The sequence below is a fragment of the Streptomyces sp. NPDC055955 genome (assembly GCF_042270245.1).
Classification (GTDB): Bacteria; Actinomycetota; Actinomycetes; order Streptomycetales; family Streptomycetaceae; genus Streptomyces.
Window position 1 is genome coordinate 126,315 of record NZ_JBHJYS010000021.1, and the last position, 14,435, is coordinate 140,749.

13 protein-coding genes are annotated in these 14,435 nt (G+C 69.8%); 4 read left to right on the forward strand and 9 right to left on the reverse strand.

Annotated elements, in window-relative coordinates:
- The 3 genes from ACFC96_RS33965 to ACFC96_RS33975 all read left to right on the forward strand — a co-directional run bounded on the left by ACFC96_RS33965 (window position 1) and on the right by ACFC96_RS33975 (window position 3,471).
- Entirely contained in the window at window positions 1–954 is a 954-nt protein-coding gene (locus tag ACFC96_RS33965) for a sucrase ferredoxin (protein WP_376615778.1), read from the forward strand.
- Between the two features lie 130 nt (window positions 955–1,084).
- Window positions 1,085–2,794, forward strand: a complete 1,710-nt coding sequence (locus ACFC96_RS33970; RefSeq protein WP_376615780.1) for an ATP-binding protein — start codon at window positions 1,085–1,087, stop codon at window positions 2,792–2,794.
- On the forward strand, window positions 2,791–3,471 hold the full coding sequence (locus tag ACFC96_RS33975) for a response regulator (RefSeq protein ID WP_376250810.1): 681 nt from the start codon (window positions 2,791–2,793) through the stop codon (window positions 3,469–3,471). The genes ACFC96_RS33970 and ACFC96_RS33975 overlap by 4 nt, the downstream gene beginning before the upstream one ends.
- A gap of 24 nt (window positions 3,472–3,495) precedes the next feature.
- On the opposite strand, the gene ACFC96_RS33980 is transcribed toward ACFC96_RS33975, so the two are convergent.
- The 3 genes from ACFC96_RS33980 to ACFC96_RS33990 all read right to left on the reverse strand — a co-directional run bounded on the left by ACFC96_RS33980 (window position 3,496) and on the right by ACFC96_RS33990 (window position 6,310).
- The gene (locus ACFC96_RS33980; RefSeq protein ID WP_376615782.1) at window positions 3,496–4,554 is read right to left on the reverse strand and encodes an ABC transporter substrate-binding protein; all 1,059 of its coding nucleotides are present in this window, start codon (window positions 4,552–4,554) and stop codon (window positions 3,496–3,498) included.
- Between the two features lie 87 nt (window positions 4,555–4,641).
- Window positions 4,642–5,505 (reverse strand): ABC transporter permease, encoded by an 864-nt coding sequence (locus tag ACFC96_RS33985; protein ID WP_376250806.1) that lies wholly within the window; start codon window positions 5,503–5,505, stop codon window positions 4,642–4,644.
- Window positions 5,495–6,310, reverse strand: a complete 816-nt coding sequence (locus ACFC96_RS33990; RefSeq protein ID WP_116508967.1) for an ABC transporter ATP-binding protein — start codon at window positions 6,308–6,310, stop codon at window positions 5,495–5,497. The genes ACFC96_RS33985 and ACFC96_RS33990 overlap by 11 nt, the downstream gene beginning before the upstream one ends.
- A gap of 160 nt (window positions 6,311–6,470) precedes the next feature.
- Between ACFC96_RS33990 and ACFC96_RS33995 the strand changes: the two genes are divergently transcribed.
- The gene (locus ACFC96_RS33995) at window positions 6,471–7,163 is read left to right on the forward strand and encodes a response regulator (protein WP_376250802.1); all 693 of its coding nucleotides are present in this window, start codon (window positions 6,471–6,473) and stop codon (window positions 7,161–7,163) included.
- An 83-nt stretch (window positions 7,164–7,246) separates the two neighbouring features.
- Here ACFC96_RS33995 and ACFC96_RS34000 read toward each other — a convergent pair whose 3' ends face one another.
- The 6 genes from ACFC96_RS34000 to ACFC96_RS34025 all read right to left on the reverse strand — a co-directional run bounded on the left by ACFC96_RS34000 (window position 7,247) and on the right by ACFC96_RS34025 (window position 14,229).
- Window positions 7,247–8,839, reverse strand: a complete 1,593-nt coding sequence (locus tag ACFC96_RS34000; RefSeq protein ID WP_376615784.1) for a cation acetate symporter — start codon at window positions 8,837–8,839, stop codon at window positions 7,247–7,249.
- The gene (locus ACFC96_RS34005; RefSeq protein ID WP_376250798.1) at window positions 8,836–9,333 is read right to left on the reverse strand and encodes a DUF485 domain-containing protein; all 498 of its coding nucleotides are present in this window, start codon (window positions 9,331–9,333) and stop codon (window positions 8,836–8,838) included. Before ACFC96_RS34005 ends, ACFC96_RS34000 begins: the two co-directional genes overlap by 4 nt.
- Window positions 9,334–9,428: 95 nt before the next feature.
- Complete coding sequence (locus ACFC96_RS34010; protein ID WP_376250796.1) at window positions 9,429–10,082, reverse strand: response regulator; 654 nt, start codon at window positions 10,080–10,082, stop codon at window positions 9,429–9,431.
- A 143-nt stretch (window positions 10,083–10,225) separates the two neighbouring features.
- Window positions 10,226–11,380: a sensor histidine kinase gene (locus ACFC96_RS34015; RefSeq protein WP_376250794.1), complete on the reverse strand. Its 1,155-nt coding sequence runs from the start codon at window positions 11,378–11,380 to the stop codon at window positions 10,226–10,228.
- A complete protein-coding gene (locus tag ACFC96_RS34020) occupies window positions 11,377–11,901 on the reverse strand; it encodes a DUF1453 domain-containing protein (protein WP_376615786.1) in 525 nt (174 codons plus the stop codon). The genes ACFC96_RS34015 and ACFC96_RS34020 overlap by 4 nt, the downstream gene beginning before the upstream one ends.
- 192 nt (window positions 11,902–12,093) lie before the next feature.
- Window positions 12,094–14,229 carry a type IIA DNA topoisomerase subunit B gene (locus ACFC96_RS34025; RefSeq protein ID WP_376250790.1) on the reverse strand — a complete coding sequence of 712 codons (2,136 nt, stop codon included), beginning with the start codon at window positions 14,227–14,229 and terminating at the stop codon, window positions 12,094–12,096.
- Between the last annotated feature and the right edge of the window lie 206 nt (window positions 14,230–14,435).

A 14,435-nucleotide genomic window follows, 5' to 3' on the forward strand; every position in this document is an offset into this window, starting at 1 on the left:
GTGAGTACGTGTACGACCGCCTCGCAGGATCTGTCCGAGCCTCTCGCGGGGACCGCCGCCACCGCGAGTACCTGGCTGCTGATCGAGCAGCCGGGCCCCTGGGGCGTGAAGGCGCTGACGTCCAGCCATCTGGACCCGGAACTCGGCAGGGCCCTGGAGGCGGCCGCGGAGGGGACCGGCGTACGCGTCGCCCTCATCAGGCGCCCGGGCCGGCACGCGGACTTCCACGCCGCCATGAGGCGCCATGTGTATGTGGCCCACACCATCCCGGGAAACACCTGGCTGCGCGGCACCATGACCGAGTCCCCACAGAACTTGCTCGCACTCGACTTCACCGCCCTCGGCGCGGGTGATCACCGCGGGTTCGGCACGCCGCACGAGGGCGCGCCACTCGCGCTCGTCTGCACCAACGGCAAGCGCGACCGCTGCTGCGCCCTCCTGGGCCGGCCACTCGCCGCCGACCTCGCCGCGTCCGGACAGGACGGCATCTGGGAGGTCACCCACCTCGGCGGCCACCGCTTCTCCCCCACGCTGCTCGTCCTGCCCTACGGCTATGCGTACGGCCGTGCCGACGCCGCCCACGTCAAGGACACTCTCGACGCGGTACGGGCCGGCCGGATCACCACCGAGGGATGCCGCGGCAACTCCGCGTGGGAGCGGCCCGGTCAAGCGGCCGAGCTCGCGGTGCGCACGTCGGCCGGGATCGATGACGCCGGAGTGCTTACCGTCGTCGGCACGGAGAGCACGACACCGGGACCCCTGGCTCCGCTCTGGGAGGTCACCGTCGTCCACACGGACGGCCGCCGCTGGCGCGTCACGGTCGCGCAGAGCGCTTCGCAGCCGCCCCGCCCCGAGAGCTGCGGAGCCGCACTGGGCACGCCGGCGCGCATGGACGTCCTCGCGGTGGACGAGATCGCACCCGCCGTCTCAGGGCCCCTCGGCGCGCGGGGCTGAGCCGACGGGCTCGCGCCCCACAACGGCGTACACGCGGCACCCACCACCCCTGACGAGGCGCGTCCCAGCCCGCGAGATACCCGCCACATCCGCTACGGAGTACCCCGCTCGCCCCTTTACGGTTCTTCGTATGAGCCCCACTCCCCCCACACGCCGGCTGCGCTTCGGCCTGCCGCGGCGCGTCTTCGCGCAGGTGCTGCTGATGCAGGTGGCGATCGCCGCCGGGGTGGCCGTGCTCGCGACGGGGCTCTTCCTCGCGCCGCTCAGCGACCAGCTCGACGATCAGGCGATGCGCCGCGCGCTGGCGATCGCGCAGACCACCGCGGCCCAGCCGAGCATCGCCGAGGACCTGCTGCATTCACGTCCCACGGTCGACGGCCCCGTCCAGCGGGAGGCCGAACGGATCCGGCGGGCCAGTGGTGCCGAGTACGTAGTGATCATGAACAAGGAAGGCGTGCGCTGGTCCCACACCGATCCGGGCGAGGTCGGCAGGATCGTCTCCACGGACCCCAGCGAGGCGCTCGCGGGCCACGAGGTCATGGGGATCGACAGCGGCACCCTGGGCCGCTCCGCGCGCGGGAAGGTGCCCCTGCGTGACGCACAGGGCGACATCGTCGGGGCCGTCTCCGTGGGCATCGAGTACGACAGCGTCAGGGCGCGGCTCATCCACGCCATCCCGGGCCTGTTCGCCTACGCGGGCGGCGCCCTGGCCGTCGGAGCGCTGGCCGCCTATCTGATCTCGCGCCGGGTCCAGCGGCAGACCCGTGACCTGGCATTCTCCGATATTTCGGGGCTGCTCTCGGAGCGCGAGGCCATGTTGCACGGCATTCGCGAAGGCGTCGTCGCGCTGGACCGGAGCGGCCGGATCCGGCTGCTCAACGACGAGGCGCACCGGCTCCTGGGCATCGGCGACGAGGTGATCGGCCGGTCGCTCGACGACGCACTGGGCCCGGGGCGTACGACCGATGTGCTGGCGGGCCGGGCCACGGGCACGGATCTGGTGACGGTCCGCGGCCAGCGCGTCCTGATCGCCAACCGCATGCCCACGGACGACGGAGGCGCCGTCGCCACCCTCCGGGACCGCACCGAACTGGAACAGCTGGGGCGCGAGCTCGACTCGACGCGCGGCCTGATCGACGCCCTGCGCGCCCAGGACCACGAGCACGCCAACCGCATGCACACGCTGCTCGGCCTGCTCGAACTGGAGATGTTCGACGACGCCGTCGAGTTCGTCGGCGAGGTGGTGGGCGACCACAGGGCGACCGCGGAACAGGTGACCGAGAAGGTGCACGATCCACTGCTCGCGGCTCTCCTCGTCGGCAAGGCGACGGTGGCGGCGGAGCGCGGAGTCGCCTTGTGGATCTCCGACAGGACGCTCCTTCCCGACCGGTTGATCGACCCGCGAGGGCTCGTCACGATCGTCGGGAATCTGGTCGACAACGCGGTGGACGCGGTCGCGGGCACCCCCCACGCGCGCGTGGAGGTCGAGGTACGGGCGGCTGACGACCGCACGGTGGAGTTGCGGGTGCGCGACACAGGGCCCGGCATCCCCGCCGCCCGACGGGAGTTGATCTTCACGGACGGGTGGTCCACCAAGAAGCTGCCTTCCCACGGGAAGCGCGGCATCGGCCTGCCCCTGGTGCGCCGGCTCGCGGAGCGGCAGGGCGGCGGTGTGCACGTCGGGGAACCGGACGGCGGAGGCGCGGAGTTCACCGTCTACCTGCCCGAGGCGCTCACGGATCCGGGTCTCGCGCCGGAGGCGACCGAGGCACCGATGACCGCCACGGCCGACACCGCCGCCGATGCCGTGGCCACCCCCATGAAGGAGGACCCGCGATGATCGAAGTGCTGGTCGTGGACGACGACATCCGTGTCGCGCGCGTGAACGCGGCCTACGTGCAGAAGGTGGCGGGCTTCCGCGTGGTGGCCGAGGCGCACAGCTCGGCCGAGGCTCTGCGTGAGGTGGAGGCCCGGCCGCAGATCGACCTGATCCTCATGGACCACTACCTGCCGGACGAGACGGGTCTGGCGACCGTTCAGGAGATCCGGCGCCGCGGCCACCAGACAGACGTGATCATGGTGACGGCGGCCCGTGACGTCTCCACGGTGCAGGCCGCCATGCGGCTCGGGGCGCTGCAGTACCTGGTCAAGCCGTTCGCTTTCGCGGGGCTGCGCGCCAAGCTGGAGGCGTACGCGGGGCTGCGCCGCACGCTGGACGGCGGCGGCGAGGCCGAGCAGGCCCAGGTCGACCGGATCTTCGGCGCCCTCTCCGCGGACACGGAGCCGGACCTCCCGAAGGGGCACTCCCTCAGCACGGCGGAGCTCGTACGCAGGGCTCTGATGGACGCGGAAGGCCCGCTCTCGGCGCAGGAGGTCGGGGACCGTACGGGGTTGAGCCGGCAGACGGCCCAGCGCTATCTGAAGCTCCTGGAACGCACCGGCCGGGCCGGCCTGACCCTCAAGTACGGCGACGCGGGCCGCCCGGAACATCGTTATGTCTGGGCGACCCGCACCTGAGCGACGTGCAGGGAGTTGACGTGGTCAGCCGGCGGCCTTGTCCACGAACTCGGTGGTGTACGTCTTGCTCAGGTCGACCTTGGCGTTCTTGATGTTCGGGTTGAACGCCTTGAGCACACTCTCAACAGTCTCGGGGCCGTTCTTGGGCATCACGCCGTCCGTCGTGAACATCGGCAGCGTGGCCTTGATCGCCTCGGCGTACAGCTTCTTGTCGCCCTGGGAGTAGTCGGCGGGCATCTTGGCCGCGATCTCGTCGGCGCTGTGCGTGGACATCCACTTGAGCGTCTTCACGAAGGCGTTGGCGAGCTTCTGGACCGTCGGCTTGTGGCTGTCGACCCAGTCCGTCTGCATGTAGAGGCTCGACGACGGGTACGGGCCGCCGAGCGCCTCCTGGGAGCCCTCCGGGGTCCGCATGTCGACGAGGACCTTGCCGAGCTTCTTTTCCAGGATCGTGGCGACGGTGGGGTCGGTCGTCATGCCTCCGTCGATGGCGCCCTTCTGGAGCGCGGAGACGAACGTCGGGCCCGCGCCGACCGCCACCGGCGAGAACTGGCTCGGCTGGACGCCGTTCTTGACCGCCAGGTACTTCGTGAGGAAGTCCGTCGAGGAGCCGAGGCCCGTGATGCCCAGCTTCTTGCCCTTGAAGTCCTTGGGCGAGGTGATGTCCCCGGACGCCTTGTTGGAGACGATCTCCACCTCTCCGGGGGCCCGCGAGAACTGCACGACGGACTCCACGGCCTTGCCCTTGACCTGCAGGTCGAGCGTGTGGTCATAGAAGCCGACGGCTCCCTGGACCTGGCCGGAGACGAGCGCCGTCTCGGCCTGGACACCCGCGGGCTCGCTCAGGAGTTGGACATTCAGACCCTCATCCTTGAAGTAGCCGAGCCGGTCCGTGAGAATCGCGGGCATGTAGATGACCTTGTCCAGGCCGCCGACCATGATCTTGATGTGCTCGCCCTTGCCGTCCGCCTTCTTGCCGGAGCCGGTACTCGTACTGGCGGCGTCGTTGGCGCACGCCGTGAGGGAGGAGAGGGCGAGCAGGCCGGTCGTTGCGAGGGCACAGAGCCGCGCGGTCTTGCGCATAGTGGTTCACGTCCTTGTGAAGAGACTGGAGCGGGGTGGGGAGAGCGGTGCGGGGAATCGCCGATGGCGCGCGCCGAGGGGCAGCCGTCAGCTGTCCGAATCCGTCGGCTTCCAGCGGAAGATGCGGCGCTCGGCGAAGGTGAGCAGCCCTTCGGCCAGCAGGGCCACGACGGCGAGGATGACCATCGCCGCGTACACACCCGCCGCGTTGAACGTGCCCTGCGACTGCGCGACGAGCAGGCCGACACCCTTGGTCGCGCCGATGTACTCGCCGACGATGGCGCCGATCAGCGCGAAGCCGAAGCTCACATGGAGGCTGGTGAAGATCCATGATGTGGCGGACGGGATGACGACCTGAAGCGTCACTCGGCGGTCGCTGGCGCCGAGGATGCGCGCGTTGGCGACCAGGTTCCGGTCGACCTCGCGGGCTCCCTGGAAGGCGTTGAAGAACACCGGGAAGAACACCAGGACGACGGCGGAGGCGACCTTGGAGGCCGGTCCGAGGCCGAACCAGATCACGAAGATCGGGGCGAGCACGATCCTCGGGATGGAGTTGAGGACCTTGATGTACGGGCCGAGGACGTCAGCGAGGAAGGTGATGCGCCCGAGCGCGATACCGAAGACGACACCGGCGATCACGCCGATGATCCAGCCGACGAGCGCCTCGTAGAGCGTGTACCAGACTTGTTCGCCCAGCGAGCCGAGCGCCGTGCCGTGGGTGACCCACGTCCAGATCTGGTCCCAGATCTTCGACGGCATCGAGAAGTTGAACGGGTCGATGATCGCGGCGCGCGCGAGCACCTCCCAGAGGCCGAGGACGGCGACGAGGAGCAGAACCCGGGCGCTGCCGATCAGCACCTTGCGCCGGCGGGCGGCGCGGGCCTTGGTGACCGCGCGTCCCGGCTTCGTGGTGTCCGTGGCGGGCGCGGCGGTGACGGTGTCAGGCGACATCGGCGGCACCTCTCTCGCGCGTGATGCGGACCTCTTCGCCGAGGGATTCCCAGATCTCGCGGTAGATGTCGATGAACTCGGGCAGCAGGCGCACCGATTCGACCTTGCGGGGGCGCGGCAGATCGATGTCGAAGACCTGCTTCACGGTGGCCGGGCCCGCGGTCATGACGACCACCTTGTCGGCCAGCGCGATCGACTCCTCCAGGTCGTGGGTGACGAAGACGACCGAGGCGCCCGTGCCCTCCCACAGCTCCAGGAGCTCGTCCGACATCAGAGCCCTGGTCTGCACGTCGAGCGCCGAGAACGGCTCGTCCATGAGCAGGATCTCGGGGTCGTTGACGAACGTGGCGGCGAGCGCGACACGCTTGCGCTGGCCTCCGGAGAGCTGGTGCGGGTAGCGGTCCTCGAAGGACGCGAGGCCGACGCGGGCCAGCCATTCGCGGGCCTTGGCCTTCGCCTCGGCCTTCGGTACGCCGCGGAAGCGCGGGCCCGCCATCACGTTGGACAGCACCGTTCGCCAGGGGAACGTCGCGTCCTGCTGGAACACGAATCCGACCTTGTCGCCGACGCCCTCGACGGGTTGGCCGGCCACCAGGACCTCGCCGTCGGTGGGTTCCTCCAGGCCGCTGACGAGGGTCAGAGTGGTCGACTTGCCGCAGCCGGTGGGGCCGACGACGGCCACGAACTCGCCGCGTGCGACGGTCAGATCGAGCTCCCTGACCGCGGTGTGCAGGCCGCCCGAAGGCGTCCTGAAGGTTTTGCTCGCGCCCCGCAGTTCGATGGCGGGGCCGGTGTCTGTGCTCATGGCCGGAAGGTAGATGTGACCTGGGACACCGCATCAGTCTTCTGGGCGCAAGGTGGACTTCTGCTTGCAAGAGGCTGTTGTGCTCGTTTTGCTCGCGCTACAACAGCTGAGCCGAAACACGGGCTTAACAGCTCGCCTGGGCTTGAGGGAGAGAGGCCCGATGATTGACGTCCTGGTCGTGGACGACGACTTCCGTGTCGCCGAGATCAACGCGAAGTACGTGGGAAAGGTTCCCGGCTTCCGGGTGGTGGCCCGCGCCCACAACGCCGCGCAGGCACTGGCCTTCGTGGAGCGCCAGCGCATCGACCTCGTGCTGCTCGACCACTACTTGCCCGACATGACGGGCCTCGAACTCGCACACCGGATGCGGGAGAACGGCCACAACACCGACGTCATCATGATCACGGCGGCGAGCGACGTCCTGACGGTGCAGGCGGCGATGCGCCAGGGCGCACTGCACTACCTGGTCAAACCGTTCACGTTCGCCGCGCTGCGCTCACGGCTCGACTCGTACGCGGCGCTGCGCCGCACGGTGGACCGGGTCAGCGGCCGCGGCGCCGCGGGCCAGGAGCAGGTCGACCGGATCTTCGGCGCGCTACGGGCGCTGCCCATGCCCGCGTCGCCCGGCCTTCCGAGCGGGCAGTCGGAGCCGACCACGGATCTGATCTGCGGCGTCCTGCACCGCGCGGAGCATCCGCTGTCCGCCCACGAGGTGGCGGCGGAGACCGGCCTGAGCCGCTCCACGGCGCAGCGGTACCTGCGGCACATGGAACAGTCGGGCCGACTCCGCCTCTCCCTCAAGTACGGGGACACCGGACGCCCGGAGCACCGCTATGTATGGGTGGCGCCCTGAAGTGACCGAGGGTGGCCCGGGCAGCCGCGCGGGGGGTCGGGCAGCCGCTCAGGGGTTCGGGCCCCGTCGGTGGGGCGCGGTCCTCAGACGGCTCCCGCCCCGGTCAGCGCACGCACCTCCGTCTCCGCGTGCCTGGCCTCGTCCGGCGGCTCGGCCGAGGTGACCGTGCCGAGCCAGCCCGCCAGGAATCCGAGGGGGATGGAGACCAGGCCGGGGTTCTCCAGCGGGAAGAAGTGGAAGTCCACCCCGGGGAACAGCGAGGTCTCGCTGCCGGACACGACCGGTGACAGGACCACCAGGACGAGGGCGGGCACGAGCCCCCCGTAGACGGACCACACGGCGCCACGCGTGGTGAAGTTCCGCCAGAACAGGGAGTAGAGCAGTACGGGCAGGTTCGCGGAGGCCGCCACGGCGAAGGCGAGGCCCACGAGGAACGCCACATTGAGGTCGCGGGCGAGCAGGCCCAGCGCGATCGCGACCACGCCGATCCCGGCGGCGGCGACGCGGGCCACGGCGACCTCGCTGCGCGGCTCGGCACGCGGGCGGCGCAAGGACGCGTACAGGTCGTGGGCCACGGACGCCGAGGAGGCGAGCGTGATCCCGGCGACGACGGCGAGGATCGTGGCGAAGGCGACGGCCGCGACCACCGCGAACAGAACCGTTCCAGCTGTGGAGTCCGGACCGCCGCCCAGATCGAGCGCAAGCAGCGGAACCGCGGTGTTCCCCGCCGCGTTCGAACCGCGCACGGCGTCGGAGCCCACGATCGCCGCCGCACCGAAGCCGAGCACGATGGTCATCAGGTAGAAGCTCCCGATGAGTCCGATGGACCAGATGACCGAGCGGCGCGCGGCCCGTGCCGTCGGAACGGTGTAGAACCGCGACAGGATGTGCGGCAGCCCGGCGGTGCCCAGCACGAGCGCGAGCCCCAGACTGATGAAGTCGAGCCGCGCGGTCCAGCCTCCGCCGTACTTCAGTCCGGGCGCGAGAAACGCGGCTCCGTGCCCGCTGCGCTGCGCCGCCGTGCGCAGCAGCTGGTCGAAGTCCCCGTGGAAGCGCACCAGGACGAGCACGGTCAGGGTGATCGCCCCGCCCATGAGCAGGACCGCCTTGACGATCTGGATCCAGGTGGTGGCCCGCATCCCTCCCAGCGACACATAGATGACCATGAGCCCGCCGACGCCGACGACGGTCCATGCCTGCACGGCTCCGCCGGTTCTGCCGAGCAGCAGCGCGACCAGGCTGCCCGCACCCACCATCTGCGCCACCAGATAGAGAACGGACACCGTCACCGAGGAAGTTCCCGCCGCGATCCGCACGGGACGCTCCTGCATCCGGGCGGCGATGACGTCGGCGAGCGTGAACCGACCGCAGTTGCGCACGAGTTCGGCGACCAGCAGCAACACGACGAGCCAGGCGACGAGAAACCCGACCGAGTAGAGCAGGCCGTCGTAGCCGAAGAGCGCGATCAGGCCCGAGATGCCGAGGAAGGAGGCGGCCGACATATAGTCGCCCGCAATGGCGAAACCGTTCTCCATGGGCGAGAAAAGCCGGCCGCCCGCGTAGAACTCCTCGGCCGAGCCGTGCCTGTTGCGGCTCACCCAGGTGGTGATCGCCAGCGTGACGGCGACGAACACGCTGAACAGCAGCAGCGCCAGCGTCTGATGGTTCGCGGTCACCGCCGGCCACCCTCGATCACTCGGGTCATCTCCTGGGTGTCCCAGCGCAGTTCGAGCGCCGCACGGTCTCTTCGCAGCCGCGCGTGACGCGAGTAGAGCCACGTCAGAAGGAAGGTGCTCAGGAACTGTGCGAGCCCTGCCAGCATCGCCACGTTCACCGCGCCCGCGACGGGCCTGCCCATCAGGCCGGGGGCAGCCGTCGCCGCCAGGATGTACGCGAGGTACCAGGCGAAGAAGGCCGCGGCGGCCGGAATGACAAACCTCCGGTAGCGGCTGCGCACTTCCTGGAAGGCGGCGCTGCGCTGCACCTCCAGATAGATCGCGGCCGCGCTCCGCTCCGGGGGCGGGGCCTGGGGAGGTACGGCCGGGGCCGGGGCCCCCGTGCCGTCCAACTCGCCCCACCCGGAGGCCAGCGCGTCGTACCAGGGATCGCCGAGAACACCGCGATCACCGGCCCGGGTCTGCGCCACCTCGCGCCCGTCGTGCTTCTCCACCGAACTCTCCTTGTCCGCGGGCCACTTAGGCCGCGAGCCCAAGGATGGGCAGAACGGGAAGATCCCGGACTCTTCTCACATCCCCCTTCACCCCATTAGGTGATGGCCGACCCCGGTGGCTGCACCAGGCCGTGTCGATAGGCATACCGCACCGCTTGTGCCCGGTCCTTGAGGCCGGTCTTGGCGAAGAGATTGTTGATGTGTGTCTTCACCGTCGCGGTGGAGACATGGAGGGCGCGGGCGATCTCCTGATTGGTGAGGCCCTCGGCGATGAGTCCCAGAACTTCGGCCTCTCGCGCGGTGATCCCGTCGGGCGGATCCACGGCTGCGGGGGCCGGCGCGGGCTCCGAAAGACGCTCCAGGAGACGGCGCTGGATCTTCGGGGAAAGGCCCGCGTCCCCGGAGAGCACGTCCTCCACGGCCCGCACGATCTCGTCGCCGCCCGCGTCCTTGGTGAGATAGCCGCGGGCTCCGGCCTTGAGCGCGGGGAACAGCGACTCGTCGTCCGCGTAGGTGGTCAGGATGACGACCTGGGTGCCGGGATGCTCGGCGCGGATACGCCGCGTCGCCTCCACCCCGTCACAGCGCGGCATGCGCAGGTCCATGAGGACGACGTCCGGGGCGAGTCGGGCGACCAGCGCGACGGCCTCGTCCCCGTCACCGGCCGCTCCCACGACCTCGATGCCCGGCAGCAGCCCGAGCAGCATCACGATGCCCTCGCGCACGACCGTCTGGTCATCGGCGACCACGACTCTGGCGTCTCCTCGCGCCACCCCTCCCGTCTGGGATCCGGCCGAGTCCGTGGCACCTGTCGGCGCGTTCGCCGCGCCTGTCCGCGAACCTGCCGAGTCCGCTGCGCGATCGGTCCCGTGCGCCCCCGGGTCCGCCCCACTCATACGGGTACCTTCAGCTTCACTGCGAAACCCTCCTCGCACGGCCCTGCCACGAGCGTGCCGCCGAGCAGCTCCGCACGCTCCCTCATCCCCAACAGACCGTAGCCGGAGCCACTGACAGTGAGCTCTCCCGCCGGTGCGGCCGAGCCCGAATCCCTTACTTCAAGGGTCACTTCGGCGGCGCCGTACTCCAGCCTCACCTGTGCCTTCGCACCGGGCGCGTGCTTGCGTACGTTCGTCAGGGCCTCCTGGGCGACTCTGCGTACGGTCTGTGACGCCTCCACGGACAGGGGGCGCCGCACGCCCTCCACCGAGACCGTCGCACCGTCCGTGGCGACGAGCTCGCGCAGGAAGTCCTCCAGCGGGGTCATCTCACCGCGCAGCGCCGAGAGTGCCTGGCGCGTCTCGGTGAGCCCGTCACGTGCCATGCCCCGGGCGGCGACGACCCGCTCGTGGATCTGGTCGAGATCCGCGCCCCGCTCGATGAGCAGGCGGGCCGCTTCGAGGTGGACGAGCTGGGCGGAGAGGCTGTGCGCCAGCACGTCGTGGATCTCTCGCGCGATCCTGGCCCGCTCGGCCAGTGCGGCGGATTCCGCCTCCGCGGCCCTCGCTGCCCGCTCCTGGCGGAGCAGCCGCTGGGCGCTGCCTCTCGCCTCCGCGTCCAGGCGCAGGACGTATCCCGCAAGGCAGAGCCCGATGGTGGTGACCGCCGTGGTGAACCAGGCGTCGTTGTTCAGGACCGCGAACCCGGTGAGCGCGCCGGCTGTGAGAGGAATGGCCGCGACCAGGGGCAGCCGCTCAAGGGCGGTGACGGCACAGCCGCACCACAGGACGAGCGCCGGCCCTCTGAACCCGGTCTGCTCCGCCGCGAAGGCCGCACCCAGCAGGAGGGCGAGCAGTCCCACGGAGGGCCACAGCCGGTGATCCAGCGTGGTCCGGAAGAACCCCCAGGCGGCGGCGCCGCAGGCGATGAGGGCGACCGGCGCCAGGGCGACCGCCCATCCGTGCACGCCGCGCTCCGCGGCGGCGGTCCACACCAGGGCCGTGAGCGCGACCGCTCGCACGACGCGTGCCAGAACCCGTCGGGGCCGCGTGAGCCCTTCGCGGGAGAGTGCCTCCCGCGAGGGCCAGCTGGTCCAGGCTCCGGGCGTCACACACGGTCCTTCCACGACGGCACGGGCACGCCGTCACCGTACGCCCCGGCCCCCTGGGGTGCAGTCTGCAGGGACTGCGCACGCCTGATGAGGACTCCGGAACGGACGAGCAGTGTGGCGGCCAGGGCGAGCATGAGGGCGGCGCTGCCCTGCTTGATACCGAAGGCCGCGCCTGCGGCATAGAGACCGGCCCGTACGGCCACACCCACGATCCAGACGGCGCCGCTGGCCTTGGTGCTCTTGCTCCACACGGTGCCGTCCTGCGCGGTCCACAGGCGGGTGGTCCAGGCCCAGCCGGCGCCGATGGCGAGTCCGACGAGCAGCTCGACACCCATGAGCGAGGCCGAGAGTGCCTGGTGGTGGGGGTCGAAGAGGTCCGGCTTGCGCAGGGCCATGAAGACGAGCACGGCGGGCACGACCCACCAGCGGTTGCCCATGGTGATCTGCTGTGCCTTGAACTGACGGACGACCACCAGCACGACGACGGCGATGATCACCAGCACATTGGTGAGCCCGGACATGGCGGCCTCCGACTTTCCGTGACTTCGAAGATTTCGAGGGTTTCGAGAACTTCGCCGGACGGCGCCGAGCGGCGACGTCGAGCAACGTCTTCGAAGTTACGGAAAAGGCCAGCTCACGGGATCGGAGCTGGGGTGGATCGTGGGTGGATCAGCCGGCTCCACCCACGGGTGGAGCCGGCGTCCGGGTCAGCCCTAAGCGTCGATGCGCGACCGGTCGAGCGTCGCGGCCGAGCTGCTGATGAACTCCTTGCGCGGCGCCACGTCCGTGCCCATGAGCAGATCGAAGACCTGCTCCGCGGCGTCCAGCTCGCCGATGTTGATCCGGCGCAGCGTGCGGTGACGCGGATCCATCGTGGTCTCGGCCAGCTGGTCGGCGTCCATCTCGCCAAGACCCTTGTAACGCTGGATCGAGTCCTTGTAGCGCACGCCCTTGCGCTGGTACTCGAGGAGCGTCTCGCGCAGCTCGCGGTCCGAGTACGTGTAGACGTACTTGTCCTGGCCCTTCTTCGGCTGGACAAGCTCGATGCGGTGCAGCGGCGGCACCGCGGCGAACACGCGGCCCGCCTCGATCATCGGCCGCATGTAGCGCTGGAACAGAGTCAGGAGCAGGGTGCGGATGTGTGCGCCGTCGACATCGGCGTCGACGAGCAGGATGATCTTCCCGTAGCGCGCGGCGTCGATGTCGAAGGTCCGCCCCGACCCGGCTCCTATGACCTGGATGATCGCGCCGCACTCGGCGTTCTTCAGCATGTCCGACACGGACGACTTCTGAACGTTGAGGATCTTGCCGCGGATCGGCAGAAGCGCCTGGAACTCGGAGTTCCGGGCCAGCTTGGCGGTGCCGAGCGCGGAGTCCCCCTCGACGATGAAGAGCTCGCTGCGCTCCACGTCGTCGCTGCGGCAGTCGGCGAGCTTGGCCGGCAGCGACGACGACTCGAGGGCCGTCTTCCTGCGCTGCGCATCCTTGTGCTGGCGGGCCGCGATCCGCGTACGGGCCGCGGCGACGGCCTTCTCCATGACGGCGCGGGCCTGGGCCTTCGCGTCGCGCTTGGTGGAGGTCAGGAACGCCTTGAGCTCCTTGGCCACGACGTTCGCGACGATCCTGTTGGCCGCCGAGGTGCCGAGCACCTCCTTGGTCTGGCCCTCGAACTGCGGCTCGGCGAGACGCACCGTGACGACGGCCGTCAGGCCCTCGAGGGCGTCGTCCTTGACGACATCGTCCTCGGCGACACGCAGCAGCTTCTGGGCGCGCAGCACCTCGTTCATCGTCTTGGTGAGCGAGCGCTCGAAGCCGGTTACGTGGGTGCCGCCCTTGGGGGTGGCGATGATGTTGACGAACGACCGCAGCGTCGTGTCGTAACCGGTCCCCCAGCGCAGCGCGATGTCCACACCGAGCTCGCGGGTGACCTCGGTCGGCGTCATCTGACCGTGGTCGTCGAGGACGGGGACGGTCTCCTTGAAGGTGCCCTGCCCGGAGAAGCGGATGACGTCGCAGACCGGCTTGTCGGCGGCGAGGTACTCGCAGAACTCACTGATGCCGCCGTCGAAGCGGAAGGACTCCTCGCCCTTGCTGCCGCCGTCACCGAGCCCGTACTCGTCGCGCACGACGATGGTCAGGCCCGGCACGAGGAACGCGGTCTGGCGGGCGCGCTGGTGCAGGTTCTCCAGGGACAGCTTGGCGTCCTTGAGGAAGATCTGGCGGTCGGCCCAGTACCGCACGCGCGTGCCGGTGCGGTTCTTCGGGATCCGCTTGACCTTGCTGAGCCGCGCGGAGGAGTCGAACGTCGCGTCGGGCCCCGGCTTGGCGAAGGCGCCGGGGACGCCGCGGCGGAAGCTGATGGCGTGCGTGTTCCCGCCACGGTCGACCTCGACGTCGAGCCGCGCGGAGAGCGCGTTCACCACGGAGGCACCCACGCCGTGCAGACCGCCGGAGGCCGCGTAGGAGCCACCGCCGAACTTGCCGCCCGCGTGCAGCTTGGTCATGACGACCTCGACCCCGGAGAGTCCGGTCTTGGGCTCGACGTCCACGGGGATGCCGCGGCCGTTGTCCCGCACCTCTACGGAGGCGTCGTCGTGGAGGATGACCTCGATGTAGTCGCAATAGCCGCCGAGGGCCTCGTCGACGGAGTTGTCGATGATTTCCCAGAGGCAGTGCATCAGGCCACGGCTGTCCGTCGACCCGATGTACATGCCAGGGCGCTTGCGTACGGCCTCGAGCCCCTCAAGGACGAGCAGGTGCCGCGCGGTGTAGTTGGAACTGTCCTTGTCCACGATGCCGCCTGCTCCGGTCAGCAGCGCTGTGGACGGCACGGACGTTTCGGCGGTCACGCAGTTCGCTCCTCGCTGAATTTCAGTGGAAACCCTTTGGGTAAGGGGTCGGCTTCGGTCGCCGCTCAGAGGGTACCGAGGCCTGGTAGAGCCGTTGTAACGCAACCCTCGCCTCTGCCCAGACTAGTCCAGCATCGTATGCGTGTTCGATCCCTCGATGGGGTGAAGCCCACATCACGTTCCCTTCGGCGCATGAACCATTTAGG